The following is a 25,899-nucleotide window of genomic DNA, read 5'->3' as shown; positions in this document are numbered from 1 at the left end:
AAATAGAAAGAAATCGGCGGCTACTTCATCGGCGGCGTCATGCTCGAATAGGCTAGCTCTTGCACTGCAAAGGCACTATCCGATTTTAATTTCAGCGTAGACAGTACCTCAGAGGGGAAAAACAGCTCACTCATCACCGTCAGGCCCTGGTCGGCAAACAGCTCCACTGAGCTAGCATCGAAGAAGAGAGTGAGGTCGGTGCCGGACGTGGTGGCCAAGCGCGGGGCCACATGGCGGCCCGCGAACTTATTGCTGAAGCCTGATTGCCCAGCCTTCGTGCGGTCGATGAAGTACTGGTTCTTGGCCTTGTCGTAGCCGATGACCAGCTCTTCGCCTTTGCTGTTCGACAACACCAACGAAAAACTAGCTAGCTGCTTGGCACTGAGCTTCAACTGAAACTTGTCGCCAGGGTTCTTGATCATCGATGCTAGGTCGTATTCTTTGTTTACGGCCACGTCCTTCAGCACGACGGCCGGCTGGGCTAGCTTGCTGAGCTCCTTCACGGGCTGCGACGCTAAGTAAATATCCTGGCCTACTTGCCGTAGGGCTAGCTCGCGGGGCACGGTGGTGGCGTTGCGCCAGGGCGAAGTGGGCACTTGGTTGGCGTAGTCCCAGTTGCTCATCCAACCCAGGAAGATGCGGCGGTTGCCGGTGTTGTTCCAGGTCACGCCCGCGTAGTCGTCGGGGCCGTAGTCGGCCCATTTGGTTTTGGTGCTGCTCGGGGTGAACGTCCTGCCGTCGAAGTTGCCCACGAAGTACTGCGTGGCCGAGCCGCCGTTCGGGCCGCCAGGGTTCAGGTTGACAATCAGCACCCAGTGGGTTTTGCCGTTGAGGGTGAGCGGAAACAAGTCGGGGCACTCCCACACGCCGCCGTGGGCGCCTAGCTTCTCGCCAAACTCGCTGAGCTTGGTCCAGTCTTTCAGGTTCGGGGACGAAAAAAACGTGATACGGTCTTTGGTCGCGAGGGTCATTACCCACTTCTTGCTGGCTTCGTGCCAGCTCACCTTTGGGTCGCGAAAGTCCTGAATGCCGGGGTTTTTCAGCACCGGGTTGCCGGTGTACTTCGTCCAGGTCTTGCCCGCGTCGAGGCTGTAAGCGAGGCTCTGGTTCTGGTGCTTGTTGGTGCCTTTCTTTTCCTCTTTGGGGTCGTGGTGGGTGAAGATGGCCACCAGCGGCGTTTGGCCGTTTTTGCCAAAGCCGCTGGTATTCTTGCTGTCTACCACGGCGCTGCCGGAGAAAATGTACCCTAGACTATCGGGAAAAAGGGCAATGGGCTGTTCCTGCCATTTCACTAGATCGGTGCTGGTGGCGTGACCCCAGTGCATGGGGCCCCACACGCTTGCCTTGGGGTAATACTGAAAAAACAAGTGGTAGGTACCCTGGTAGAACACCATGCCGTTGGGGTCATTCATCCAGTGGGCGGCGGGGCTGAAATGGTAGGCCGGCCGGTATTGTGGCGTAGCAGGCGGGGTAGGTGTTTGACCTAGGGCCAATTGTGCTGCGCCGAATAAGGAAAGCGTCAGAAGGAGGGATTTTTTCATAAACAGAGTAGAAAAGCAGATGCAAGGGCTGCGTCGTCGCGGTGGTTTTGGGGCGGGGGCCGCTGTGTGCGCTTCCGAGAGCGAGGCAGCCTAGCCGCTCAACAGAATAGATATTGTAATGCTGGCTAGGTGTCAGCAGCCTAGGTGCGCCAGGGAAAGGCGCGTGTTACTTCGCGTCGGCAACTAGTTTGGCGTAGGCTAGGTCACTGACGACCAGGCCCGCGTCGGAGCGTAGCTTGATGGTGCTGAAGGGTTCGGTTGGGAAGAACAATTCCGTCATGACGGTCAGGCCATTGTCGGCGAAGACTTCTACTGAGCTAGCATCGAACAGCAGCGTTAGGTCAGCGGCGGGGATGGTGGCCCGGCGCGGCGCGGTGTAGCGGCCGGCAAATTTGTCGTTGAAATCGGCCTTGCCTGCCTTCTGGCGGTCTACGTAGTAGGCGTTGGTCGGCTGGTCGTAGCCAATCACCAATTCCTCGCCGCGGCTATTGGCGAGCACAAGGGAGAAGCCTGCTAGCTGCTTGGTGCTGAGCTTGAGCTGAAATCGGTTGCCGGCACCTGCCAAGCCTGGCAGGCGGCTGCTCAAGTCGAGTTCTTTAGTTACAGGTAGGTTTTGCAGGGTCGTGCTGCCGGGCTGCAACAGCTTGTTGACTTCCGCCACCGGCTGCGCCGCCAGCCAAACGTCCTGGCCGACTTGGCGCAGGGCTAGCTCCCGCGGTATCGTGAGGGCGCTGCGCCAGGGCGAAGTAGGCACCTGCCCCGAGTACTCTAGGTTAGTCATCCACCCTTGGAAAATGCGCCGCGCCCCGGTGTTGGCCCACGTCACGCCGGCGTAGTTGTCCTTGCCCTGATCCACCCACCGGGTTTGGGTAGAGCTCGGGGTAAACGTGTGGCCGTCGAACTGACCCACGAAATACTGAATGCCGGAGCCGCCATGAAGCCCGCCCGAGCCCACGCTCACCAGCAGCACCCAGTGGGTTTTGCCGTTGAAGGTGAGCGGGAACAAGTCGGGGCACTCCCACACACCACCGTGGGCGCCTAGCTTCTCGCCGAATTCACTTTCCTTCGTCCAGGTTCTCAGGTTCGGGGACGAAAAAAACGTGATGCGGTCTTTGGTCGCGAGGGTCATTACCCACTTCTTCGTCGCCTCGTTCCAACTCACCTTCGGGTCGCGGAAGTCACGGATACCAGGATTCTTGAGCACCGGGTTGCCAGCGTACTTGGTCCAGGTCTTGCCCGCGTCGAGGCTATACGCTAGGCTCTGATTTTGAAACGTGGAAGTGCCGGCTTTGTCGCCTTTGGGGTCGTGGTGGGTGAAGATGGCCACCAGCGGCGTTTGGCCGTTTTTGCCAAAGCCGCTGGTATTCTTGCTGTCTACCACGGCGCTACCCGAAAAGATATAGCCGAGGCTATCGGGAAAAAGGGCAATGGGCTGCTCGCGCCAATGCACCAAGTCGGCGCTGGTGGCGTGGCCCCAGTGCATGGGGCCCCACACCATGGCTTCGGGGTAGTGTTGGAAAAACAGGTGATAAGTGCCCTGGTAGTACACCAGCCCGTTGGGGTCGTTCATCCAGTGCGCGGCCGGGGTGAAGTGGTAGGCCGGCCGGTACTGCGGCGTAGCAGGCGGGGTGGCCGTTTGGGCTAGGCTGAGGTGGGCCTGGGCGGCGAAAGCCAGACCCAGCAAGAGCGTTCTTTTCATCGGGCGGGAGAGTGCGAAGGTGGAACTACCAGAATCGGGGCAGGAGGTCAGACGGCTCGGGCGTCTAGCAGCTCGGCAACATCGGCTTCGCTGATAACGGGCGTGGCCCCCTGGTGAGTGGCAACTAGCGCACCCGTGGCGCAGGCACGACGCAAGCATTCTTCTGGCGCCAGCCCGGATTGCCAGCCCGTGAGCAACGCCGCCAAAAAGGCGTCGCCGCTGCCGATGGTGTCGCGCACCTCGACGGAGAAGCCTGAGCTGCGGTACAGTTGTCCGTTGGTCCACAGCTGGGCGCCGTCGGCCCCTAGGGTCACGCAAACGGCTTGCAAGTTGAAGCGCGTCGCTAGCCATTCCAAGGCCGAGTCATCTTCGGCACTCTTGCCAAACCACTCCAGAATTTCGGCTAGCTCGTGGTGGTTCATCTTCACTAAGTCGCAGTGCTCCAATAGGTACTGCACCACCTCGCGGGTGTAGTGCGGCGGGCGCATGTTCACGTCGAACACCTTAAACTTGGCCTGTTGGAGCAAGCGGTACAGGGTTTCGCGCGTGGCGGGCGTGCGAGCGGCTAGGCTGCCAAACACGAACATATCGGCCTCGCTGACCAGCTCGCTGAGCGTGTCGTCGTACTGGATGTAGTCCCAGGCCACGGGCTGTACAATCTTGTACACCACTTCGTTGCGGTCGTCGACGTTAGCTTTTACCACGCCCGTAAGGTGGGTGTGGCCTTGCTGCATGAAGTTGGTGTGCAGGCCGCGCTCGTGCAGAAAATCCACCAGTTCCTTTCCTAGGTCGTCGTCGCCGATGCGGCTGATAATCTCCACCGACTGGCCCAGCTGGTGCAAGTGAATGGCTACGTTGAAAGGTGCGCCGCCGGGCTGCTTGCCGGTGGGCAGTACGTCCCAGAGAGTTTCGCCGAAACAGACGATGGTATTAGGCATAAGATCTTCGTTTTTAGAAAGGAGCGTCATGCTGAGCTGGTCGAAGCATCTCTACCGCCAAAATAGATGATTACCATTGCAGTAGAGATGCTTCGGCCAGCTCCGCATGACCCTTCAAGTGATTTTTCTTAGTGAATAACCAAGGTTTTTTCTAATTGCTCTAAGCTGGTGCCTTTTGTTTCGGGCATGATGCGCCACACGAACAGCAGCTGAAGCACCATCATGGCGCCGAAAAAGGCGAAGGTGTTGCCGCCACCTAGCTTTTCGGCAAAGTAGGGGAAGGTAAACGTGATGATGGCGGCCATGACCCAGTGCGTGGAAGAACCGAGGGCTTGGCCCTTGGCGCGCACGGCATTGGGGAAAATCTCGGAGATAAACACCCAGATAACAGCACCTTGCGAGAAGGCGAAGAACCCAATGTACACGAACAGCAGCACCGGTACCAGCATGCCGCCAAACTCGCCAAACTCCTTCAAATAGAACGCCCGCGCCACCAAACCGAGGGTAGCAATGAGCCCGAAGGAACCCACCAGCATGAGCTTGCGCCGCCCGAATTTATCGATGATGTTGACGCCCAGCATGGTGAAGATCAGGTTGACTAACCCCACGCCCGCCGACGACAGCAGCGCCGAATCCTTACCTAGGCCCGTCATTTCAAAAATGCGCGGGGCGAAGTAGATGATGGCGTTGATGCCCGACACCTGGTTGAACACCGCAAACAGCACGGCCAGCATCATGGGCTTGCGGTAGGAGCCCGCCAGCAATGATTCGCCGCCGCCGTCGGCTTTGTCGTTGGCGTTGGAGGTCAAGATGGTCGTCACGTCTTGGTCGGCGGTGGTGGGGTCGATACGGCGCAGCACGTCGCGGCCTTCCTCCACGCGGCCCTGGCTCAGGAGCCAACGGGGGCTTTCGGGCACTTTAAATAGGAGCAGGAAAAAAGCGAGGGCAGGCGCAGCTTGCACGCCAAGCATCCAGCGCCAAGCATTGTCACCAAGATTGACCAGCAAGTAGTTAGAGAGGTAGGCAATGAGGATACCGAACACCACATTAAACTGGAACATGCCCACCATGCGTCCTCGGTTGGCGGCGGGTGCCACTTCCGAAATATACACCGGCGCCGTCACCGACGAAGCGCCCACGCCCAGGCCGCCCAAGAAGCGGAAAGCCATGAAAGCGTACCAGTTGGACGTAAAGGCGGCCCCCAGGGCCGACACCAAGTAGAATACGGCAATCCAGATCAGGGTCTGCCGCCGACCTAGCTTGTCGGAGGGGATGCCGCCGAACATGGCGCCAAACACCGTCCCGATCAGCGCAACGGCAATGGTAAAACCGTGCTCCAGCAAACTCAGGCCCCAGAGCTGCTGAATGGCTTTCTCGGCCCCGGAAATAACGGCCGTGTCGAAGCCAAACAAGAAGCCGCCCAGCGCGACGACGATAGACCAGAAGAAGACGTTGCGGTTTTTCATTGTAAAAGGAAATCTGAAGTATTGCTTTGGAAGCTAGGCTAGCTCCCCTCCTCAACTGAGGAGGGGCTGGGGGTGGTTGATCAATCGTTGAACGACAAGTAGCGCTAGGTTGATAGCTCTAGCCTTTCAACCACCCCCAACCCCCTCCTCAGCTGAGGAGGGGAGCTAGGTTTTATACCCTAGCTTTCTGATTTGAGTAGCTATTAGCAGCTGAACGTAAGAGATTTACCACCCAGGGTTCTGCTTGTAAACGCCTTTGCTGAAGTTGATTTGGTTCAGCGGGATGGGGAGGTACTCGTCGCGGCCTTTAGTGAAGCGGGCGTCTTTGAGGTGTGGGCGCTTCACTTTTTCTTTGTCGAAATAGGTGTTCAGGTAGTCGCCAGCGATGCCCCAGCGCACTAGGTCGAAGAAGCGGTAGCCTTCCAGGGCAAACTCTAGGCGGCGCTCGAAGCGCAGGGCTTCGCGGGCGTACTGTTGGTTCCACTGCCCGGCGTTGTAGAGGCCGATTTTGTAGTTGGAAATAGGTTGGCCACTGGTGGTTTTCAGGCGGGCCGTACTGTTCTGGGCACGCTGCCGAATCTGGTTGATGATAGGCAGCGCCTCGTTCTGGCGACCTAGCTCAATGAGCGCTTCGGCCTTCCACAGCAGCACATCAGCGAAGCGGATGATCGTCCAGTTCTTTGAGGTGCTCATGAAAGGGGGCGTCTTCTGGAAGCTAGGGTCGGAGGGCAGCACGTTTTCCTTCATCGACATGAACACGCCGTAGGTGTTCCGGTCGCGCAGCCACGAGGTTTGGAAGATGAACGCGGGGTCGTACTTGTAGGGGTGCGCGGGGATGCCCACCGAGTGGTCGAGGCGCGGATCGACGGTATTCGTCTGGAAATCAGCGGCGGCGCTCAGGTCGGAGTTGTTGAAGGTGGTGAACAGCGGCAGGCCCTGGGCATCGGTCTTGAAGGAGTTGACCAGGTTCTGGCTGGGTTGGTGGAAGCCGCAGCAGCCGTACTCGGGGTTCATGGGGTAGTTCAGCTGGTTGCCGCGGTCGGTGCGGCCCTTGGGCGTACCATCGTTGCGCGAGAACTGAATGGCGAACACCGATTCCACACCATTGTCGCCGGCGGTGAGGAAGTTGGTGGCAAAATCGGGGTGCAGCGAGTACTTGCCCGAGGCAATAACCGCATCCGTGAGCGTCACCACCTCTTGGAGCTTGGCTGGGTCGGTGCCCGTCACAGTGTTGTTGTCGCTCTGCTTGTAGGCTTGGAACAGCAGCGTCTTGGCTAGGTACGCCTGCGCCGCCGACTTCGTAGCGCGGCCGATTTCGGGCTGCGTAGCGGGCAGGTTGGCAACCCCGAAGCGGAAGTCATCGGCAATCTTATCCCACAGCTGGTCGCTGGTCAGGGCCACGTTCGAAACAGTGTTGTACTGGTCGGTGGGCACTGTTTCGTCGATGTAAGGGACTTGCTTAAATAGCTCCTTCAGCAAGAAGTAAAAGTGTCCGCGGAGGAAGCGGGCTTCCGCCTGCCGAATGACTTTCGTCGGCATGGCCGTTTCGTTCACGGCATCGAGGCGGCGCAGGGCATCGTTGGCGCGGGAAATCCCGATGAAGAGCAGGAACCACACCTGGTCCGTATTGCCGATGTCGACGCGGTTGAAGGAGAAGGTTTCGTAGAAGTGGAAGGCATCTACGTCGGCCGTGCCGTTGCCGCCCTTGTAGGCGTCGCCGCCGCGCACGTTTCCGTAGGGCCACATCGACGTGTAAGGAGCCGTGTAGACGTCGTTGCCGAGCTGCGAATAAGCCGCAATTACTTGTTTATCAATGTTGGCAGGCGTGTTCAGGTCCTCATTCGTGAGGCTGCCTTTGGGGTCCACCTCCAGGAATTTCTTATCAGAGCAACCGAAGGAAAGCGTTAGGAGCGAAAGCGCCAGCACGCCGGTTTTTATCGTTTTCATGGGAGTTAGGCTAGCTGGGAATTAGAAGGAAACGTTGAGGCCCGTGGTGAAAATGACCGGAATGGGGTACTGGTAATAGTTGGTCAGCTCAGGGTCGGGGCCGCTGAACGACTTGCTCTTGGCGGTGAACAGGTTCTGTCCCTGCACGTAGATCCGCACGGCTTGAAGCTTGGCTTTCCCAATCAGATCGGTGGGCAGCGTGTAGCCGAGTTGAATGTTGCGCAGCTTCAGGTAAGAGCCGTTCTCGACGAAGTAGCTGGAGGCGCGGGCTTCGTTGTTGCTGTTGATGAGCGTGACGGCCGGAATAGAGGAGCTAGTGTTGGTCGGCGACCAGGCGTCGAGGGTGCGCTGGCCCCAGTTTTCGCCCGAGGCAATGGAGGCGAAGTCGGTGCGGAACTTGACGTTGTTGTACACATCCAGGCCCTGCACGCCTTGCAGAAATACTTGCAGGTCAAAGCCTTTGTAGCTGGCACCTAGGTTCAGGCCGTAGGTGAAGTTCGGCACGCCTTCCGTAATCCAGGTTTGGTCGAAGTTGTCGACTTTGCCGTCGCCGTTCAGGTCCTTGTAGCGGATGCGGCCAGGGGCGGCGCCCACTTGCGTGGCGTGGCTAGCTACTTCGCCTTCATTCTGGTAGATACCATCGGCTACGTAGCCGTACACGGCGTTGATCGAGTGGCCTAAGCGCGTGACGTCCTGACCGTTGCCGCCGTAGGCGTTAATTACCTCATCGGGCAGGTAGGTGAGCTTGTTGCGGTAGGTGGAAATGTTGCCCGTGATGTTGTAGGCAAACTTGTTGCTCAGCTCGTTCTGGTAGCTCAGCAGGAATTCCCAGCCTTTGTTTTGAATCGAAGCGCCGTTCACGTACTTGTCGCCGCCTTCGCCCACCGCACCTAGGTAGGGCAGGTTCACCAAGATGTCCTTGGAGTTCTTCACGAAGTAATCAACCGAGCCCGTAATCTTGTTCTGGAGGAAGCCGAAATCCGCACCTAAGTTGGTCTGGGTTGTAGTTTCCCACTTCAGGTTGGGGTTGGGCTGCTGAATGCGGCGGTAGCCGGAAGGCAAGCCGGTGTCGTTGCCGTAAATGTCGTAGGCCGTGCCCTGGTCGTAGTTGAAGTTCGGGTCGAGCGTACCGAGCAGCGACTGATACAGGCCACGCGAGGCGAAGTTGTTAATCTCTTGGTTACCAGTCTGTCCCCAGCCAGCGCGAAGCTTGAAGTCCGTAACGGCGGGCACAGTCGTCTTCAAGAAGTTTTCCTCGCTCAAGCGCCAGCCAGCCGACACGGCCGGGAACACCCCAAAGCGGTTATCGGCCCCGAAGCGGGAGGAACCGTCGCGGCGCAACGTTCCCGATATCAGGTATTTGTCCGCGAAGGAGTAGTTGACTTTGCCGAAGAGGGACGCCAGCTTGTACGCCGTGGCGGAACCGCCATTGTCCTTGTTGGCCGCGCCGGCATCGAGGTACATGTAGTTGGGGTCTTCGCTGGCGAAGTTGGTGCGCGAGGCGTAGGAGCTTTCGGAGTAGTAGCTGATGCGCTCGTTGCCGGCCAGGAAGCTCAGCTGGTGCTTGGTGCCTAGGGTTAGGTCGTAGTTCAAGGTGTTCTGCAACACCCAGTTACCGTAGAAGCTATTGGTTTCCGTCAGGCGGTTATTGGCCTCCGAGAGGAAGCCCGAGGTGTAGGTTTTGTAGATGTTGCGGTACTTGAACAGCGAGTAGTCGATGCCGAAGCTGCTGCGCAAGTGCAAGCCTTTGATCAATTCCAGGTCGGCAAACACGTTACCGAAGGCCCGGCCGGTGTTGGAGCGGTTTTGCTTGTTGTCGTTCAGCACCCGTAATGGGTTGTCCCGGTCGCTCATGCCCGCCACGGGGCCGCCCCAGCCCACGCCGTCCACGGTGTGCACCGGCACGATAGACGGCAGCTGGCTCGACCGGTCGCGCACGAAATCAATGGCTACTTCCGACTGCCGAGACTTCACCAGCGTGAAGTTTTCGCCGATTTTCAGCTTGTTGTTGAAGAAGTTATAGTCGGAGTTGAGGCGGGCCGTGATACGGTTGAAGCCCGTGTATTTCAGCGTGCCTACGTTGTCGTAGTAGTTGACTGACAGCAACATGCTACCCCGCTCACCGCCGTTGCTCAGGCTGAGGTTGTAGGACTGGATCAGGGCCGTTTGCTGCGTTTCCTTGAACCAGTCAGTATCAGCAGAGCGCTGAGTTTTGGCCGCATCTATAAATTCCGGGACAACGACTTGATCGAGCACGGGCCGTCCGTCGGGACCTAGGCGTTGCTGGAAGGAGTAGAACTGACTGGTCGGGTTGAGGTTGCCATCATTCACCGCTGCCTGCCAATACACCCGGCCGTAGTCTTGGGTGTTCAGCATTTTCAGGTTCTTGCCGGGCTTTTGCGCGGTGAAGAACGTCGAGAAATCAACCCGGCTGAAGCCCTTCTTGGCTTTCTTCGTCGTGATGATAATCACGCCGTTACCAGCCCGCGAGCCGTAGATGCTGGCCGCCGAAGCGTCCTTTAGCACCTGAATCGACTCGATGTCGTTCTGGTTGATCTGGTTGATGCCCTCCCGCGTCGGGATGCCGTCGATGACGTAGAGCGGATCGTTGTTGCCGAGGGTACCAATACCGCGGATGCGAACTGTAGGGGTGCTGGCAGGTGAGCCGGTATTAGTGATACTTACACCCGGCACCCGGCCTTGCAAGTTGCTGACGGGGTTAGCCGCCGGCATGTCTTTGATCTGGTTCACATCGACCACGGCCACGGAACCAGTCAGGTCGGCTTTGCGCTGGGTTTGGTAGCCGGTCACGACTACTTCGTCTAGTGCTTTCGTGTCGGGAGCCAGCGAAACGGTGATGGTGGTGCGCCCCGCCACGGCTACTTCTTGGCTCAGGTAACCCACGGAGGAAACCACTAGCGTGGCATTGTCGGCCATCGTCAAGGTGAATTTGCCGTCGCCGTCGGTGGAGGCGCCGTTGGTGGTGCCCTTCACCACAACTGTTACCCCCGGTAGGCCCGCGCCCTTCTCGTCCGTGACCTGGCCAGTCACTTTAATATCAGCCCAGAAATCGTTTGCAGTACCAGCGTTTGTCAGCGCAGCTCGTGCCTCGGCAGGATGCGCGGCCACTAATATGGGCGTGGTAGCTAGCAGCGTTGGCAGCAAAAGCCGACGCGCTAAGAGTACACTTTTTTGCATGGGAATTGGAGAAAGGAAAGTGAGGGTATGGATGTATCAGGGAATATGTACCCGCCGTAGAGCTAGCTCAAAAGGCCGGTGCAAGCACCCGCACCAGCCGCCCGAAAACGATTGCAGCTAGTAGGTAGTAAAGAGGCTAGCGAGCGAAAAGCAGGAGAGGAGCAGAGCAGGTGCAGCTGATTCATGGCTCAAAGTTGAGCGGAAAGCACCTCGGTAGGCTAGCTCGATTAATTCAAATGCTATAAGAAATTGAACAAGCTGGATAGTTTATATAATTGCTTGTAATTCAATGTATTGTTGAATGGTTTGTAGAATTTATTGCTACAGTAGTTATCAATAATGATACGCCACTATAAAAAATGATTCACCAATTATCTTATATAGAATATGTGCAGAGTGCCAAAGGCGTCAGACGACCTAAGGCGAGCCCAGGCACACAGCTCGGCTGAGAACGACAAAAGGCCTACGACGCGAAAGTCGTAGGCCTAGTGAGAGGAGCCGATCTAGTAAAGACAGTGGGTTCGACAGCGCTTAGCAGCCGGCTGGCTGGACATCGTTACATGGACAGTTAGAACCTGGCGACAACCGGTCGGACTCCCTAGGCGTCCGACCGGTTGTCGCCAGAACAAGCTTTGTGTGGTCGTTGCAACCCTGACAAAGCTTAAAGCCCCGGTCAGGGTTATCGAAGAACGGGCACCTAGCTTTTGCAGACGTTCGCCGTCAACAACCGGTCGGAAACATAGGGCGTCCGACCGGCAGGCGCGAGTTGTTCTTGCGGCTTGTGTATCGACAACTGGTCAGACACCCTCGGCACCGGACTGGCCGGCGACTTCTATATACTCGGCGTGGTATGAAGCGCCCGGAACTCGGAGGGCGAGATTTGGTACTTGGCTTTGAAGCTCGCCGAGAAATAAGAGGGGGAGGAGAAGCCTAGGCGGTAAGCCACTTCGGCAATGGTAAGCTCAGTGTCGAGCAGCTGCTGCCGAGCTTTCGTGAGGCGGATGCCCTGAATAAACTCCGTGACGCCGGTGCCGAGCAGGGCTTTTACTTTGCGGTAGAGCTGCACCCGCGAAATACCGAGGCTGCGGGCGACGTCCTCCACGCTCAGCTCGGAGGTAGCTAGGTTCGCCTCCACGATGGCGGTAAGGTCGGCCAGGAACTTTTGATCGACGCGCTGGGGCGCCACGGTGGCCGTATCGACCGACAGTTCACGGCGGAAATGCTCGCGCTGCCGCTCGCGGTTGTTGAGCAGGGTGCGTAGGTTTTCGAGCAAGAAGGTGGGGTTGAAGGGCTTGGTCAGGTAGAGGTCGGCGCCGGCTTGCACGCCTTCTACTTGCTGCTCGGGCGCGTTGCGGGCCGTGAGCAGCACCACCGGAATGTGCGAAGTGCGCCAGTCAGCCTTGAGTTGCGCCACCACTTCCAGGCCGCTGATTTCGGGCAGCATCACGTCGCACACAATCAGGTCCGGGATAGTTTCGGCGGCTAGGCGCAGGCCCGACGCCCCGTCGGTGGCCGTTTTAACTTGAAAATGAGTGCGTAGCTTCTGCGCCACGAAGGCATTTACCTCAGCATTGTCTTCAATAACCAGCACCAGCGCCTCGCTGTCTTTGCCCGCGCTCAGCACCGGGACCACTTCCTCAAGAAGCGGTGGCGCGCTGATTTCTTCGGCGAGGGCGAAGGTCGGGGCGGGCAGGGCGGTGATGCTGCGCAGCTCGGCCGGCAACTCCAGCGGCAGCGTCACGGTGAACGTGCTGCCTTTGCCCGGCTGGCTGGTGAAAGCTAGTTCGCCCTGGTGCAAGCGCACCAAGCCCATAGCCAGGGCCAGGCCCATGCCCGAGCCTTTGGCTACTTCTTGGTTGCCTTGGTAGAACCACTCGAAGATGTGGGCCTGGTCTTGTTCGCTGATGCCGGAGCCGGTGTCCTCCACGCTCACCCGCACGCTACGCTCACCAGGAACCAGCTGAATACTGACGGTGATTTGCCCGCGCTCAGGGGTGAATTTCAGAGCGTTAGAAAGCAGATTAAAAAAGACTTTGTCGAGGATATTCACGTCGAACCACAGGCGCAGGCTAGGTTCGGCGGGCAAGAACCGCAGGTTGATGCCCCGCTGCCGGGCGGGCCTCTCAAACACGTCCATAATCTCCCGTACGAAGGCCACCAAGTTGCCCTCGGTGGCGCGCACGGGCATTTTGCCCACGTCAATCTTGCGGAAATCCATGAGCTGATTTACCAGCTGCAACAGGCGCTGGGTGTTGCGGCGCACCAAAGCTAGGTCGTGGCGCTGGGCAGCGGAGAGGTCGGCGCCGTTGGTGAGCAGCTCTTCCACCGGCCCCATGATGAGGGTGAGCGGGGTGCGCAGCTCGTGCGAGAAATTGGTGAAGAAGCGCAGCTTGGCTTCCGTTTCCACCTTGGCGCGGTCGGCAAAGGCCTGAATCTGATTGCGCTGCGAAAGGATTTCCTGGTTTTGCTGCGCGAGCTGCTGCGTGATACGGCGGTTCACGCGAAACGCCCGCCACACAATTATCCCGAGTACCATCGCACCCAGCAACGCGGCCGCCAAGATATAGAGCACCGTTTGCTGGCTGGTGTAGGTGGCGAGCTGGGCCTGCAGCAAGCGCTGCTGCCGCTGGATATCCTGCTGCTGGCTGGCTAGCTTTTCGGTTTGCAGCTTTATCGTCAGCACGTTGGTCGAGTCGATGACCATGGTGCTGAGCGTGTTTTCCTTGTCGTAGGGCTGTTTACGCAAGATTTTCATGGCCACCCGGATAGCTTCCTCGCCGCCCGTTGAGTAAAGCAGCGTGGCCTTCAGGATGCCATCTTGCACGAGCTGAATGCCACCGTGGGCACCGGGCAAGCCATCGACCCCCACAATCTTAACGCGGTGGTCCAGCCCTAGCTGCTTGCACACTTGGTAGGCGCCCAGGGCGAGGCGGTCGTTGTGGGCAAAGATCAGGTCAATGGTGGGGTGAGCGCGCAGCACGGCGGGCAGCCGCTCCAGCACCGAAGGCCGTTCCCAGTTGCTGTTGACTTGGGCCGTTAGCTTCAGGTTCGGATAGGCGGCTAGGGCTTGCACAAACCCGCGGTGCCGGTCGATAGCCGGCGAACTGCCGGGCGCGCCGAGCACTTCCAGTATTTCGCCTTTCTGCCCCAGCAAGCTAGCCGCGTAGTTCCCAGCCGTTTGGCCTACTTCCTCATTATTGCCGCCCACGTAGGCCGTATAGAGTTTAGAAGTGGTGCGGCGGTCGAGGATAACCACCGGAATGCCGCGGTTATACACTTCCTCCACGATGGGCGTCACCGGCTCGGTTTCATTAGCCGAAACGATCAGCAGATCAATGCCTTCCTTTAGAAACTCCTTGATCTGTTGCTCCTGCAAGGCGCTGCTGTACTTCGCATCCTTAATCTCAAAGTTGACCTCCGGGTAGAAGCTGAGCTCCTTGGTCATGCCCGCTAGCATGGCCTGGCGCCAGGCGTCGCCGTTGGTGCACTGCGAAAAGCCAATGCGGTAGTGCCGGGGCGGAGCGGAGGAAGTACACGCGCCAACTCCTGCCAGCACCAGCAACCAGATGCACTGCGTCAGGAAGAAAAGCTTGCTCTCCCAAATGGCAGCAACTGTTTTCATAGCACGGAGGAAAGAAGAGGCGGGGAAGCAGACCGCACGTTACCGCCAGATTCCTTATCAGCTGGCGGCAGTGCGACCAACGAAAGTAAGCAAGCCAGCCGACATTATCCTCCCGCCCGAGGGCTCGCCTAAAGCTAGGGTCAGCTAGCTAATGGGTTCTGAAATCATAATCCTGTACCGCCGAGTTACCCATAACCAGCAACAACTGGCGCACTGTGCAGGTTAAAGGGGGGTATGCTGTCTTCTACTGCCCTCGAACAAACACCTGCTCCGCCGTTATCTACTGGCCAACCACCCGAACAAGCGGCCGCTGACCTCGCGCCGCGCCTAGCGGCGCACGCTGCCCAGTCCGACTACGAGGGCGGCTTCCCCGCCGACGAAATCGACTGGCTGCGCGAAGCGGGTTTGCTGAGCGCACCCCTGCAAGCGCAGTGGGCTGATTCTCAGGTATCGGCGGCTGCGCAGCTAGAAGCGCAACTAAAAACCCTGAAACACATCGGCCGCGGCAACCTAGCTGTTGGGCGGGTGTACGAAGGCCACGTCAACGCCCTGCAACTGCTGCAACGATTTGGGCTTCCGGCGCAGGTTGCTGGCTGGGCCGCTGATGCCGCTGCTGGGCACTTGTTTGGAGTGTGGAACACCGAGGCCCACGACGGCGTGCACCTAGAGCCGCTGCCCGATGGCCGCTATCGGCTGCGCGGCAGCAAAACGTTTGCCTCGGGCTCGGGCTACGTCACACGGCCCCTGCTCACGGCGGCGCTGCCCGACGGGGGCTGGCAGATGCTCATTCTGCCCGCCGATCAGCAAGTTCCTGCGCTCGACAAGTCGTTTTGGCGCCCCCTCGGGATGCGCGCTTCTGCTAGCTTCCGTGCTGATTTTACGGGCCTGGAGCTAGGTGTCGATGACTTGTTGGGCCAACCCGGCGACTACTACCAGCAGCCTGGTTTTAGTGGCGGGGCTATCCGATTTGCGGCCGTGCAGCTGGGCGGCGCTGAGGCTGTTTTCAACGAAACGCGCCATTTCTTAAGTAAAACGGGTCGCACCGAAGACCCTTATCAGCGTATGCGCCTCGGCGAGCTAGCGGTGCTCATCGAAAGCGGTAATCAGTGGCTGCACGGCGCGGCCACGCACGCTACCCGGCCTGGCGCCGATACAGAGGCAGAGGCCACGGTAGCTTACGCCAATATGGTACGCACCGCCATTGAGGGAATCTGCCTGCAAACGCTCCAGCTGGCCGAGCGCTGCGTGGGGGCCCGCGGCCTGTTGCGCCCCGAGCCCTTCGAGCGCCTGCACCGCGACCTGACGCACTACCTGCGCCAGCCCGCTCCCGATGCCGCCCTCGCCGACGCGGGTCGGTTTGTGTTGGCCAACGCCTCCAACCCGGCGCACACTTTGTGGCATGCATGAATCGACGATTTTACCCTTAGACACGTTGCCAATTCAGCCCGCAACGATGGCCAACTCATTGGGGCGCACCGTCGTTATTGCGCCCCACCCCGATGATGAGTCGTTGGGGTGCGGGGGACTTATGGCGTTGCTGCGCGCGGCGCAGGTGCCCGTGGCGGCCGTACTCGTCACCGACGGCACCATGTCGCACCCCAACTCGCAGAAGTTTCCGCCCGCCGCCCGCCGTGCCCTGCGAGAAGCCGAGTTTGCTGACGCCTTGCGTATCCTAGGGGTTGAGCCGACGGCTAGCTTGCTCCTGCGCTTGCCCGACGGGGCTACATCAAACCTAGGTCCGGAGGCAGTGGAGGCCGCAGTAGCTAGCTTGGTTAGGTATCTGACCGAGTGGAAGCCGGCGACCATTGTGGTGCCGTGGCGCCGCGACCCGCACCCCGACCACCGCACCACGAGCCGGCTGGTGCACGCGGCAGTAGCTAGGCTCCCGAACCCGCCGCGGGTGCTGGAGTACCTGGTGTGGGCCTGGGAACGCGCTGCCCCCGCTGATTTGCCCCGCCTCGACGAAGTGACCGGCTGGCGCCTTGATATCAGCGCTGTTACTGCCCAAAAGCAGCAAGCCATTGCCGCGCACCGTTCCCAGATCGAGGGCGTTATCGACGACGACCCCGCAGGCTTTCAGCTCGCCCCGCAGATGCTAGTGCACTTCGCCCGCCCCTACGAAGTGTATCTGGAAGCGCTGCCTCTCACCACTGCTACCACCTAAGCGATGAACCAGAACCAACCGAACACGCTGCCACCCAACTATTTCGAGCAAGTATACCAAGCCAACGCCGATCCGTGGCAGTTTGAAACGAGCCCTTACGAGCACGCAAAATATGCTACCACGCTGGCCGCGTTGCCCCGCCCTAGCTACGCCCAGGCCTTTGAGGTGGGCTGCTCGCTCGGGGTGCTCACCGAAAAGCTAGCGGCTCGTTGCACGCACCTCCTGGCGATTGATGTAGCCCTAGAGCCGCTGGCGCGGGCCAAAGCTAGGTGCGCCCACTTGCCACAAGTCACGTTTCAGCAGATGTTCTTGCCCCAGGAGTTCCCCACCCAACACGACTTCGATTTGGTGGTGCTGTCGGAAGTAGGGTACTATTGGAATCTCCCCGACCTAGGCCGGGTGGCGGATGGGCTGCTGGAACGGATGGTGCCCGGCGCCCACCTGCTGCTGGTGCACTGGACCCCCGAAGTGCACGATTATCCCTTGACCGGCGACGAAGTGCACGAGTTCTTTCTGAGCCGAGCTGCGGCCGATGGCCCCCTGCACCACCTGCACGGCGAGCGGCACGAGCAGTACCGCCTCGATTTGCTAGAAAAACGCTAGCTCTTTATTCTCTTGCCGATACGCAACGGCCGGGCAGGCGGCTAGCTGTGCTGCCGAAGCAGTTGTCGTACCTCGGTTAGGGCTTGGCCGAGCGGAACGGGGGGCCACCGCAGCGGCCATTGACCAACTGAATGGCGAGTTTGCTCGACCCAGTGCCAGAGCGCGCCAAAGGTGGCCGCAATGCTCAACTCTTTGGCCAAGGACCTTGTCGGTACGCCGAGCGTGTTAGCTAGCTGCCGCAACGCCAAGGTGGACACCCTAACGGAGTTGTGCTGCTGTTGTTGCCAAATAACCCGCAACTGACGCCGCGCCAGCCACTCTACCTGTAGCCCCTGGGGGCACTCAACGCAGGGCTCTTGCCGCTGCTGGTGCAACAGCGCCCACTGCCGCAGCTGCCACGACAAGCCCACGGCCACCCGGCCCGTTTGGCGGTCGGAGGTAGTAACCTGAACGATCGGGCTATGACGCACGCGCAGATCGTGGCGGCGCAGGGCTTGGTACAGGGCTTCGTCTTCTAAATACGGAACCACGGGCAAGCCGCCCACATGGCGGTAGGCTTGTGGCGTGAGGGCTAGGCTGGCCCCAAAGTGCTGATGATGACGGGGCCAAGGGTCTGCGGGGTCGGGGTCAACCAAGCTTTCTAGGCGGGCCCGCAGAATGCGGTAAGTGGCGTCGCGCAGATGTTGATGATGAACTGCGCACCGCGCGGTCCGGCGGGTGTTGGTTAAAATGCGGCCGCCTACGGCATCGTTGCCGGCCCCTAGCTCCGCCCGAATAGCTGCCAGCCAAGTGGGGGCCACGTGCGTGTCGGCGTCGGTGCTGGCCAAGAAGGTATTGGCGTTGCCAGTGTGTTCGAGGCGGCGGCAAGCTTCATCCATGAGCAAGCGACGCGCCCGGCCAACGTGCGCTTCCGCCGCTGGCAACGTTATTTCTACTACGTGTATCGCTAGCCAAGGGCGCGCCTGGGCGAAGCGCCGAGCCGTAGCCGCCGTGGCATCATCGCAGTTATTTGCCAGGACAATAACCTCAAAGCTGCGCGGGTCTAGGGGCTGACCCGCAAAGTCGACCTGCGCGGCCAGGGCCGCCAGCGTCTGGGGTAGGCGTGCCGCTTCGTTTTTGGCCGGTACCACCACGCAAGCCAGCAGCTGCGGGGCAGGCGGCGTTTCAATAGCTAGGGTAGCAGGTATTTCCACCGAGCTGGTCAGCGTATCGACCAGAGAAGACGAGTCTCGTTGCATTAGCGAAGCCAGGAAATAGGCCAGCTGCAAGCGCTACGGGGAGCAAAATAGGTGCTTGAGGTGGGAGTGAGCGTAGAAATAATACCGGTCATAGAAAGCTACTGCCACCTTGAGGGGAAGAGAGCAATAATCAAACTCGGCATTAAGTGAAAAGTTAACTGGAATGAATCCAACTTGAGCTCAACGTTACGCTAAGTTGAGCTGCTTGTTTGTAAATTACTGATAAACAGCATGTTGGTTCTGTTAAGCTGTTCTGTAGAAAAGGGGGTGGCTAAAATCTTATACAGTGCATAACACAAATCCGCCGTGCTACGCTAGGCGCAACACGGCGGCGGAAGAATTTCGGTACGCTACAGCTTACTTGAGCGTGAAGGCAGGCTGCTCATCCGAGACGGAGCGGATCTGGTTGACGACCTTCCACTCGCCATCAATTTGCAGTAGGTTTAGGAAGTCGGTCACTGAGCCTTTAGCCGATGGTCTTTCTACGCGGGCCACGGCAGCTGTGCCTTGCAAATCAACGTAGACGATATGGCCAGGGCGCAGGGCTTCAGCAGTTTTAGCAGAAGTTTGCTCAGTGGCGTTCTGGGCCATCAGCGTGCCGCCTTGCACTTGCATCACCTGAGCGGCGGGTAAGTAGGCCTGGCTAGCTCCACCCGCCTCAGAAGTGAGCAAGTAACCGTTGATGGTTTCCTCGATGCGGGCTATCTGGTACTTGGTTTTGGCCGTGAGGCGCTGAGCAAAGGAAACGGAAGCGAAGCTGATGAACAGGAAGGCGAGCAACAGAACTTTAGTTTTCATGGCTTGGAAAGGCTAGGAAGGAGTAGAAAGGAAAAGGAAAGGAAGAGTGAAAAGCGGAGCGTGGAGTAGCTGAGGAAGGTTCAGCAGGAGGAGAGCAGAACTACAGGAAAGGAATAGAGCGGGGAAAGCTAGGGTGCCATCGGAGTAGAGAGAAATTGAACTTTTTCGGCAAGAGGAGGCTGTTCCAGGCGGCCGCGGTTCCGCTGGTTACCCCCAAGAGGGGAAGTGTTCAACTGTGGAGGAGGCTCAGTTGTTGAGCATCGGTGCAACGCCCTGATAGATGCCGGCAGGTGATGGAAGGTTGTCTGGCGTTGCAAAAAAATGCGGACCGACTTACCTGCTTCTGGTGGCGTTGGCGCTGGGCGGGTGTCGCCCCGGTTGGGCGGCTACATTTACCTAGCGGTGGTTCGAAGTAGTGATACAAATGTAGTAGAAGGTACTATGTGACGCAAGGTACCTTGGAAATATTTTTTCTTAGTATTAGTAGATAGGTTGATTGAAAAGTGGTTTTTTGATTATATATAACTAGTAATCAATAATTTATATTGATAATAATATTTGGTGCTTAAATTTTGCTGCTTGGCTAAATGCGTAGCAAAGGTGGTGCTTATCCAGATACTAGGGTAGATTTCGGAGTTATCAATAGGTTGTGCTGGTGTTAGCAAATCTATTTGGCCTTACGGATATAGATATTTCCGTTCAAGGTCTTCATCATCACTTCTGCCCCGCCGCCGTTGATCTTACCGTACGTCCAGTTGTCGACGTTGACGCGGTAGGTGCCGCCTTCATTACTCCGATTTACCTTGGGTGCGCTACGTTCCGTCACGAGGTCGAAGTCGCTGTAAATCTCGCCATGATCAGTCTTGAGCTTAAAAGCAGCTTTTGTACTATTAGGGAATGAGACATCTACTGCGCCGTTGACGCTAGAGAAGGCCATAGGCGCGCCATTCGATACGCTCCGGAACGTGGCAGTTACGGCGCCATTCACGGTGTTTGCTACCGCCGAGCCGCCCACGTCTTTGAGCTGAATTCCCCCATTCACGTTGCCGACTTCCAGCTCACCTGTCACGTTTTCTACCACAATGTTGCCATCCTGCACGGTGCTGACTTGCAGCGAGAAGTTTTGCGGCACCTTGATGGTGAGCTGAACGGGATGCCGGTAGGAGTCCGTTTTCACATTTACGCGGTTGTCGTTCTCGTCCACGGTAAGCTCCACGCCCGAGTCATTATCAATGCGGCGCAGGCCATTGGCAGTAGCAGGGAGGTGGCGCGAAGCGGTGCGCTTGCTATCCCGAGAAGCCGCGTCAATCACAACGTCTTTACCCGAGTAGCCAACCACGTTGATGGAGCCGTTGACGAGCTTCACGCGCAGCATGCCGGGTTTGCCCGGTGAGCTGAGCGGTACCACCAGCTGATCTTTATCGCCCGATTGGGCTAGGGTGGGAAGCGTGGCGCTTACGAGTGCCGTGAGCAAGCTAGCGCGGAGCAAATGGCGGGTAGCGGTAGGAAGGAAGGTCGTTTTCACTTGGTTTGCTGTTTGATGGTTACGTCGCCGTTGAGGGTCTCGAAGCGGAAGTCTTTGCCGCCTTTGCCGAGCCGCATGGCCGTATCCTTGTTGAGTTTGTAGCGGGTACCGTTGCCGCTGTTTTGTTTGTTTTGCGTGACCTGCGCGGGCAGCGTCTCCACGTTGGGAAAATCGGTGAACAGCTCGCCGTGCATGCTTTTGAAATGCACGTCGGCCGATACATCTTTCGGGTAGCTCACGATGATCTGCCCGTTGATGGTGTGGTAGGACGAAGCGCCGTTGGGGCTAGCCACGTAGGACGCTTCCACGTTGCCGTTCACGGTGTGGGCCTTGGTCGTGCCGCGCACATTGGTAAGCGCAATGGCGCCGTTCACGTTGTAAGCCTCGAGCTTCCCGGTCACATCTTGAATCGTGAGCTTGCCGTTATTCACCGTCGACACGTGCAGATTCAGCTGGCGCGGCACTTTTACCACGTAGTTGAAGGTGTAGTGGTAGTCAATTTCCTTGTGGTTCCAGTTGCCACGGCCATTATGGGGGCGCGAGTCGTAGGGGGCGGCGGTGTAGGCGACGATGCTGTCGCCGCGCTGCAGAAAGCCTAGCTGCGCTTCTTTCTTGCCTAGCTCCAGGGTTTGCGGGTCATCAGCGGAAATGATCTTGGTGGCTTCAATCACTACTTTGTTGCCGTCGTAGCCTTGCACCGTCACCGCGCCGTCGATGTTATAAAGGGCTAGCACGTTGCGGCTGGCGTCGGAAGCGATGGTGAATTCCTTGCTGATTTTCTCCGTGGCTTCGCGGCCTTGGGCCTGGGCTTGGCAGCTAGACAGCAGTACCAGCAGCCCCGTCAGATGGGGTAGGATGGAAGGTTTCATCGTAGGGTTTGTTGGAAGTGGAAGGGGCCGCTTGGCCATTCGATAAGGACTGGATGCTCTCTTTGATTTTGCCCCGCACGGCTTCGTTCAGCGCCGGGTCATTCAGCAAGCGACGCAAGGGTTTCACGGAGCGCTTTTCCTGGAGCTGCACCATCACATCGGCCAGCGCCGACTGCACTAGCGGCGACTCTTGCTTCGCCAACGATTGCACCAGGCCTTGGCGCACGGCGGGCTCGTGGGCGAGCTGGGCTAGGGCTTCGAGGGTGGCTAAGCGCACGTTCACGTTTTCGTCGTGGTTCAGCGTGCTCAGCAAGGCCTCGACTACCCTAGGGTTGGCGTTGTTCAGCTCCTTGGTGTAGCTCACCGCCCGTAGCCGCTCGGTGGCCGAGGGGTTGTCGATAAGGGAGAGCAGCATCACTTGGCGCATGTCGGCAACCTGCTTGGTGAGGGTGGCCAGCTGCTGGTTGTCAGCGGTTTGTGCGGGCTGCTTGTTCAGCCAAAACCCAACGGCCACCCCAACGCCGACCAATGCTAGGCTGTAGGCTAAGCGCAGGGCTTGCTGCGGCGTGAAGACGGCTTGCAGCCACTGCCACACGGCCGCCCAAGAGCTAGGTTTGGCTTGTGTCTCTTCCTTGTAAGCCGAAAGCATGGCGTAGAAGGCCGGCCGCACATTTTCGCTAGGTTCTGGCACTGGTATGGCGCTCATCGTACCCCACACTCTTTGTAGGGCCAGTAGCTCCTCGCGGCACTCGGTGCACTCCTCGAGGTGGGCGGCCACAAGGGGGCGCTCAGCCTCGGGAAGTTCGTGGTTCAGGTAATCGAGGAGCTGCTCTTTGGCGTGTTCACAATTCATTATCTATCGTCAGTTTTCAATTCGTAGGTAAATGGTCTTCAGCTCGTTCATGGCCCGGTGCACCCGCACTTTCACGGCGCCCTCGGTTGTGTTTAGCACCCGGGCAATCTCCTCATACTTCAGCTCCTGAAAACGGCTCAGTACCAGTACTTCTCGGTAATCCTCGGAGAGGTGCGCCAGGGCCCGGTGCAGGGTAGCTACTTCCTGCTCGCGCTGCAACTTCTCATCGGCACCCGCTCCCCCACCAATTTTCTCGCTCCACTCGGCCACGTCGGTGTGGCGGACGCTGTGGCGGTTCTTCTTCACGTGGTCGGCCAGCACGTTGCGAGCTAGGTGGTACATCCAGGTGCGAAACTCGCCCTCCCCCGTGTAGGTATGGCGATATTTCAGCATCCGGTAAAACACGGTTTGTACCAGGTCCTCGCTGGCTTCGGCCTGACCGAGCATGTGGTAAAGAAAGCCGAACAGCTTCCGGTGGTAGCGCTCGAAGAGCAGGCCCATTCGGTCGACATCACCGGCTTTCACCCGGAGCATGAGCGCGTTGTCAGTAAGCGTATCCAACCGAGAGCGAAGGTTTGGTGGAGGTGATTTTGATGTGGACACTGCGGCTAAGCAGTAAGGTTACAGCCAGCCGAAAACTTTTTCCGAAAATGGCTAAAACCGAAGCAGCGCGAAGCCTGCGCTTCGCGTGTCGAAGAACGATGAAAGCTAGGTGTGACCCTAGCCCACATCATTCAACGACACGCGAAGCGCAGGCTTCGCGCTACTTCGTATAGTTCAGCGTATATCGCTCGGCCAGATTGTAGATCTGGCCGAGCTGCCAGACAGCACGATCCGGCTAGGCTAGCTTACGCCACCGATGCCCCTGGCCGGCGCAACCACAGCACGAGGGCTAAGAGCGCCAGCAGCACCAGCGCCGGCATGCCGCCCGCTAATCCCCCCGGGATTTTAGTGGCGTGCATTATTACCGCGCCAACCATAATGATGATCAGGCCGATAGCCGCCAAACGTGTGAAGCGCGGCACCAGCAAGCCAATGCCGCCCAGCAGTTCGGCCGCCCCTACCACGTAAGCGAGGGCGCCGGGCAGCCCCATGCTGCCGAACATGCCGACGGTGGCAGGTAAGTCGGAGAGTTTTTTAAATCCGGACGCAATGAAAGCTAGGGCCAGTAGGCCTTGCAGAATCCAGGCAATGATGTTGCGAGTGGAAGAAGACATAACGACAGAAATAAACGTGAAAAAAGAACGATTGCCCCGGCCGACAAACGGCCCTTTAGATTAGGAGTAAAGATGGCGTTTACTTGGTTTATTTCGGCTAGCGGTTTCCCGCAGTATACCGATGTTCTTTAGTATACCGAATTGGCCTAGAATACTTTGCGTTAGCCGGCTTGCTTCACTTCTTCGCTGGCGCTAGGCTGCTCGGGCGCTAGCTGCAACACTGATTCCGACTCATCAGCCACCGACGGGTGCATGATGTGCGTGCGGTGCAGCTGCCCCCACATGCGCAGGGCCTCAATCACCGGAAACAAGTTCTCGCCGTAGGGCGCCATTGTGTAGGTGACGGCCACCGGCGCCGTGTCGGCCTCGACGTGGCGGGTGAGCAAGCCGTTCACTTCCAGCTCTTTTAGCTCCTTGCTGAGCATCTTGGCGGTGATGCCGGTCACGTCGCGTTGCAGCTGTTTGAACCGCTTCGGCCCGTCGATGAGGCCGACGATGATGGGAAGCTTCCACTTGCCGCCGAGCAAATCGAGGGCGTCGCGTACGGAGCGCATGGCGCCGGTGCATTCCTGCGCACTAGTAGGTCGAGGATAGGGCTGTTGCATGCCCTAAAGGTCGCTCAAAATCAGGTTTGTATCCTACAGGATACCGGTATCCTTTGGTAAACCACTAGCCAAAATAAACCACCTAGCCTCCACCTTTGCCCGCACCAAACCACTGCGAGTTGTCACGTTGGGCAAGCCTGTTGCGCGCAGGGCCTGCCAAGCTTGAAGCTGATGGTTGGCGTTGATTTTTGGCTAGTAGCAACCTAGGTAGCTGACCTAGCCCGGCTACACCGACACGTTGCATTTACTTCTCTTTATTTCTCTTCGATCATGCACATTCTGCATATAATTTCCAGTCCGCGCGGTAGTGCGGCATTCAGTGTTCAGCTAGGCAATGCCCTGGTGGATAAACTTGTGGCTGCTAATCCGGGCAGCACGGTGCAGGTGTACGACCTTACCAACAAGTCGTACCCTCATATGGAAGAGGTGTACCTGCAAGCCATCAATACGCCCGCCGAAGAACACACGTCTGCCCAGCAAGCGGCGGTGCGCCACTCCGACGAGGCCATTGCTGCCCTCCAAGCCGCCGATGTTCTCGTTATTGGCGCGCCCATGTACAACTTCGGCATTTCGTCGACCTTGAAAGCTTGGCTCGACCACATCGTGCGGGCTCGCGTCACGTTCCGTTACAGCGAGCACGGCCCCGTCGGTTTGGTGCAAGGCAAAAAAGTGTACCTAGCTGCTTCTAGCGGCGGTATCTACTCCGAAGGGCCTATGGTCGGCCACGATTTTGTAGTGCCTTACCTGAAAACCGTGCTCGGTACCCTCGGAATGACGGACGTAACCGCAGTACGGGTAGAAGGTACTGCCATCCCCGGCGTTCAGGATACGGCGCTGGAGAAAGCGCTAGCCAGCATTGATCTAGCCGCTACCTCTTCGTTGGTGGAAGTATAGGAAGTGGCTATTTTAGCAACAACTGCCTGCCGCATACCCGTCTTGTAGTGGTTTGCGGCAGGCAGTTTTTTTTGCTTTATCGTTCTCTTAATAAGGCTAACCGTTCTTTATGCGTTGACGCAGAGCGGCTCGGGCGTTGCGTTCCTTCTTATTTTGCTAGGCTGCTCTTTACGATGTCAAGATCTACTCTATTAGCCATGCGGGCGTTCGGGCTGGTTGTGCTGCTGGCCGCTGCCGAAGAAGCCGTTGCCCAAATCGATTGTTCGGCGCCCATACTCAAAGTGTTGAGCAACAACCAGGAAATACCAGCTACCGGCAGTGTCTTAACGCCCCAGATCACCTTGCGCGTGACTTCGCCCGACGATTGTTCGGAGCAGGTACACTACCGCTTCCGCAACGCCCTGATGACATTGGTGCGCCGCGGTCGTCCCGTTATTCCCTCCTCGATCGTGAATCAATCCAACGTGAACCTAGCCCAATGGATGAAGTATTGTCAGCCAGGCGACCGTATTACCTTGTTTATCTCCTACCACGATATCGCAATAGTTAAGGCCAATGGCTCCTTGCAGCCCTACGCACAACCCAAGCCAGAAGACCTTAAAGGCCAGAAATTCGACATCCGCACCGAACAGGCTAAAGGCATCAGCTTCACGTGGCCCTTGCTAAAGCCTTGATAGCTAGCTGCTATTGCGTGCGATGAGCTAGGTTCGTTGGAGAGCTAG

General features: G+C 58.3%; 20 protein-coding genes. 5 read left to right on the top strand and 15 right to left on the bottom strand.

All coding sequences use genetic code 11. The annotated features are described in order from the left end of the window. Window positions 1-20: 20 nt before the first annotated feature. From BXP70_RS18855 to BXP70_RS18825, 7 genes are all read right to left on the bottom strand, one after another. Window positions 21-1,541 carry a glycoside hydrolase family 32 protein gene (locus BXP70_RS18855; protein WP_086595668.1) on the bottom strand — a complete coding sequence of 507 codons (1,521 nt, stop codon included), beginning with the start codon at window positions 1,539-1,541 and terminating at the stop codon, window positions 21-23. Window positions 1,542-1,707: 166 nt separating this feature from the next. Continuing rightward, window positions 1,708-3,240 (bottom strand): glycoside hydrolase family 32 protein, encoded by a 1,533-nt coding sequence (locus BXP70_RS18850; RefSeq protein ID WP_086595667.1) that lies wholly within the window; start codon window positions 3,238-3,240, stop codon window positions 1,708-1,710. A 47-nt stretch (window positions 3,241-3,287) separates the two neighbouring features. Continuing rightward, window positions 3,288-4,208, bottom strand: a complete 921-nt coding sequence (locus BXP70_RS18845) for a carbohydrate kinase family protein (protein ID WP_317044476.1) — start codon at window positions 4,206-4,208, stop codon at window positions 3,288-3,290. A 98-nt stretch (window positions 4,209-4,306) separates the two neighbouring features. Beyond that, the gene (locus BXP70_RS18840) at window positions 4,307-5,644 is read right to left on the bottom strand and encodes a sugar porter family MFS transporter (protein ID WP_086595666.1); all 1,338 of its coding nucleotides are present in this window, start codon (window positions 5,642-5,644) and stop codon (window positions 4,307-4,309) included. Between the two features lie 225 nt (window positions 5,645-5,869). Continuing rightward, on the bottom strand, window positions 5,870-7,591 hold the full coding sequence (locus BXP70_RS18835) for a RagB/SusD family nutrient uptake outer membrane protein (RefSeq protein WP_086595665.1): 1,722 nt from the start codon (window positions 7,589-7,591) through the stop codon (window positions 5,870-5,872). A 21-nt stretch (window positions 7,592-7,612) separates the two neighbouring features. Then, the gene (locus BXP70_RS18830; protein ID WP_086595664.1) at window positions 7,613-10,789 is read right to left on the bottom strand and encodes a SusC/RagA family TonB-linked outer membrane protein; all 3,177 of its coding nucleotides are present in this window, start codon (window positions 10,787-10,789) and stop codon (window positions 7,613-7,615) included. Window positions 10,790-11,621: 832 nt separating this feature from the next. Then, window positions 11,622-14,411: a substrate-binding domain-containing protein gene (locus BXP70_RS18825; RefSeq protein WP_086595663.1), complete on the bottom strand. Its 2,790-nt coding sequence runs from the start codon at window positions 14,409-14,411 to the stop codon at window positions 11,622-11,624. A gap of 234 nt (window positions 14,412-14,645) precedes the next feature. Between BXP70_RS18825 and BXP70_RS18820 the strand changes: the two genes are divergently transcribed. From BXP70_RS18820 to BXP70_RS18810, 3 genes are read left to right on the top strand one after another with little or no spacing between them, the layout of a single operon-like run. Next, window positions 14,646-15,818: an acyl-CoA dehydrogenase family protein gene (locus BXP70_RS18820; RefSeq protein WP_086595662.1), complete on the top strand. Its 1,173-nt coding sequence runs from the start codon at window positions 14,646-14,648 to the stop codon at window positions 15,816-15,818. Window positions 15,819-15,864: 46 nt separating this feature from the next. Beyond that, entirely contained in the window at window positions 15,865-16,575 is a 711-nt protein-coding gene (locus BXP70_RS18815; RefSeq protein WP_086595735.1) for a PIG-L deacetylase family protein, read from the top strand. 3 nt (window positions 16,576-16,578) lie between these two features. Then, a complete protein-coding gene (locus BXP70_RS18810) occupies window positions 16,579-17,178 on the top strand; it encodes a class I SAM-dependent DNA methyltransferase (RefSeq protein WP_086595661.1) in 600 nt (199 codons plus the stop codon). A gap of 41 nt (window positions 17,179-17,219) precedes the next feature. On the opposite strand, the gene BXP70_RS18805 is transcribed toward BXP70_RS18810, so the two are convergent. From BXP70_RS18805 to BXP70_RS18770, 8 genes are all read right to left on the bottom strand, one after another. Next, window positions 17,220-18,416 carry a glycosyltransferase gene (locus tag BXP70_RS18805; protein WP_143436577.1) on the bottom strand — a complete coding sequence of 399 codons (1,197 nt, stop codon included), beginning with the start codon at window positions 18,414-18,416 and terminating at the stop codon, window positions 17,220-17,222. Window positions 18,417-18,773: 357 nt separating this feature from the next. Continuing rightward, complete coding sequence (locus tag BXP70_RS18800) at window positions 18,774-19,214, bottom strand: nuclear transport factor 2 family protein (RefSeq protein WP_086595659.1); 441 nt, start codon at window positions 19,212-19,214, stop codon at window positions 18,774-18,776. 667 nt (window positions 19,215-19,881) lie between these two features. After that, on the bottom strand, window positions 19,882-20,739 hold the full coding sequence (locus tag BXP70_RS18795; protein ID WP_245849682.1) for a DUF4097 family beta strand repeat-containing protein: 858 nt from the start codon (window positions 20,737-20,739) through the stop codon (window positions 19,882-19,884). After that, window positions 20,736-21,608, bottom strand: a complete 873-nt coding sequence (locus tag BXP70_RS18790) for a DUF4097 family beta strand repeat-containing protein (protein ID WP_086595658.1) — start codon at window positions 21,606-21,608, stop codon at window positions 20,736-20,738. Before BXP70_RS18790 ends, BXP70_RS18795 begins: the two co-directional genes overlap by 4 nt. Next, window positions 21,556-22,461: a HEAT repeat domain-containing protein gene (locus tag BXP70_RS18785; protein WP_086595657.1), complete on the bottom strand. Its 906-nt coding sequence runs from the start codon at window positions 22,459-22,461 to the stop codon at window positions 21,556-21,558. The genes BXP70_RS18790 and BXP70_RS18785 overlap by 53 nt, the downstream gene beginning before the upstream one ends. Before the next feature lie 9 nt (window positions 22,462-22,470). Beyond that, entirely contained in the window at window positions 22,471-22,995 is a 525-nt protein-coding gene (locus BXP70_RS18780) for an RNA polymerase sigma factor (protein ID WP_086595733.1), read from the bottom strand. 314 nt (window positions 22,996-23,309) lie between these two features. Further along, window positions 23,310-23,678 carry a DoxX family protein gene (locus tag BXP70_RS18775; protein WP_086595656.1) on the bottom strand — a complete coding sequence of 123 codons (369 nt, stop codon included), beginning with the start codon at window positions 23,676-23,678 and terminating at the stop codon, window positions 23,310-23,312. A gap of 161 nt (window positions 23,679-23,839) precedes the next feature. Further along, window positions 23,840-24,283: a winged helix-turn-helix transcriptional regulator gene (locus tag BXP70_RS18770; RefSeq protein WP_086595655.1), complete on the bottom strand. Its 444-nt coding sequence runs from the start codon at window positions 24,281-24,283 to the stop codon at window positions 23,840-23,842. A 270-nt stretch (window positions 24,284-24,553) separates the two neighbouring features. Here BXP70_RS18770 and BXP70_RS18765 point away from each other — a divergent pair, with 270 nt between their 5' ends. Both BXP70_RS18765 and BXP70_RS18760 read left to right on the top strand, forming a co-directional pair. After that, complete coding sequence (locus BXP70_RS18765) at window positions 24,554-25,177, top strand: FMN-dependent NADH-azoreductase (RefSeq protein ID WP_086595654.1); 624 nt, start codon at window positions 24,554-24,556, stop codon at window positions 25,175-25,177. 173 nt (window positions 25,178-25,350) lie between these two features. Next, window positions 25,351-25,851 (top strand): hypothetical protein, encoded by a 501-nt coding sequence (locus tag BXP70_RS18760; protein ID WP_143436576.1) that lies wholly within the window; start codon window positions 25,351-25,353, stop codon window positions 25,849-25,851. Window positions 25,852-25,899: the final 48 nt, after the last annotated feature.

Origin of the sequence: Hymenobacter crusticola, from assembly GCF_002154225.1 — a bacterium.
Classification (GTDB): Bacteria; Bacteroidota; Bacteroidia; order Cytophagales; family Hymenobacteraceae; genus Hymenobacter; species Hymenobacter crusticola.
This window is presented reverse-complemented; position numbering and strand designations above follow the sequence as displayed.

Bases quoted from the DNA above. Each gene is read 5' to 3' on its own strand.
- BXP70_RS18855 (WP_086595668.1), bottom strand. From the start codon at position 1,541: ATGAAAAAATCCCTCCTTCTGACGCTTTCCTTATTCGGCGCAGCACAA.
- BXP70_RS18850 (WP_086595667.1), bottom strand. From the start codon at position 3,240: ATGAAAAGAACGCTCTTGCTGGGTCTGGCTTTCGCCGCCCAGGCCCAC.
- BXP70_RS18845 (WP_317044476.1), bottom strand. From the start codon at position 4,208: ATGACGCTCCTTTCTAAAAACGAAGATCTTATGCCTAATACCATCGTC.
- BXP70_RS18840 (WP_086595666.1), bottom strand. From the start codon at position 5,644: ATGAAAAACCGCAACGTCTTCTTCTGGTCTATCGTCGTCGCGCTGGGC.
- BXP70_RS18835 (WP_086595665.1), bottom strand. From the start codon at position 7,591: ATGAAAACGATAAAAACCGGCGTGCTGGCGCTTTCGCTCCTAACGCTT.
- BXP70_RS18830 (WP_086595664.1), bottom strand. From the start codon at position 10,789: ATGCAAAAAAGTGTACTCTTAGCGCGTCGGCTTTTGCTGCCAACGCTG.
- BXP70_RS18825 (WP_086595663.1), bottom strand. From the start codon at position 14,411: ATGAAAACAGTTGCTGCCATTTGGGAGAGCAAGCTTTTCTTCCTGACG.
- BXP70_RS18820 (WP_086595662.1), top strand. From the start codon at position 14,646: ATGCTGTCTTCTACTGCCCTCGAACAAACACCTGCTCCGCCGTTATCT.
- BXP70_RS18815 (WP_086595735.1), top strand. From the start codon at position 15,865: ATGGCCAACTCATTGGGGCGCACCGTCGTTATTGCGCCCCACCCCGAT.
- BXP70_RS18810 (WP_086595661.1), top strand. From the start codon at position 16,579: ATGAACCAGAACCAACCGAACACGCTGCCACCCAACTATTTCGAGCAA.
- BXP70_RS18805 (WP_143436577.1), bottom strand. From the start codon at position 18,416: ATGCAACGAGACTCGTCTTCTCTGGTCGATACGCTGACCAGCTCGGTG.
- BXP70_RS18800 (WP_086595659.1), bottom strand. From the start codon at position 19,214: ATGAAAACTAAAGTTCTGTTGCTCGCCTTCCTGTTCATCAGCTTCGCT.
- BXP70_RS18790 (WP_086595658.1), bottom strand. From the start codon at position 21,608: ATGAAACCTTCCATCCTACCCCATCTGACGGGGCTGCTGGTACTGCTG.
- BXP70_RS18785 (WP_086595657.1), bottom strand. From the start codon at position 22,461: ATGAATTGTGAACACGCCAAAGAGCAGCTCCTCGATTACCTGAACCAC.
- BXP70_RS18780 (WP_086595733.1), bottom strand. From the start codon at position 22,995: ATGCTCCGGGTGAAAGCCGGTGATGTCGACCGAATGGGCCTGCTCTTC.
- BXP70_RS18775 (WP_086595656.1), bottom strand. From the start codon at position 23,678: ATGTCTTCTTCCACTCGCAACATCATTGCCTGGATTCTGCAAGGCCTA.
- BXP70_RS18770 (WP_086595655.1), bottom strand. From the start codon at position 24,283: ATGCAACAGCCCTATCCTCGACCTACTAGTGCGCAGGAATGCACCGGC.
- BXP70_RS18765 (WP_086595654.1), top strand. From the start codon at position 24,554: ATGCACATTCTGCATATAATTTCCAGTCCGCGCGGTAGTGCGGCATTC.
- BXP70_RS18760 (WP_143436576.1), top strand. From the start codon at position 25,351: ATGTCAAGATCTACTCTATTAGCCATGCGGGCGTTCGGGCTGGTTGTG.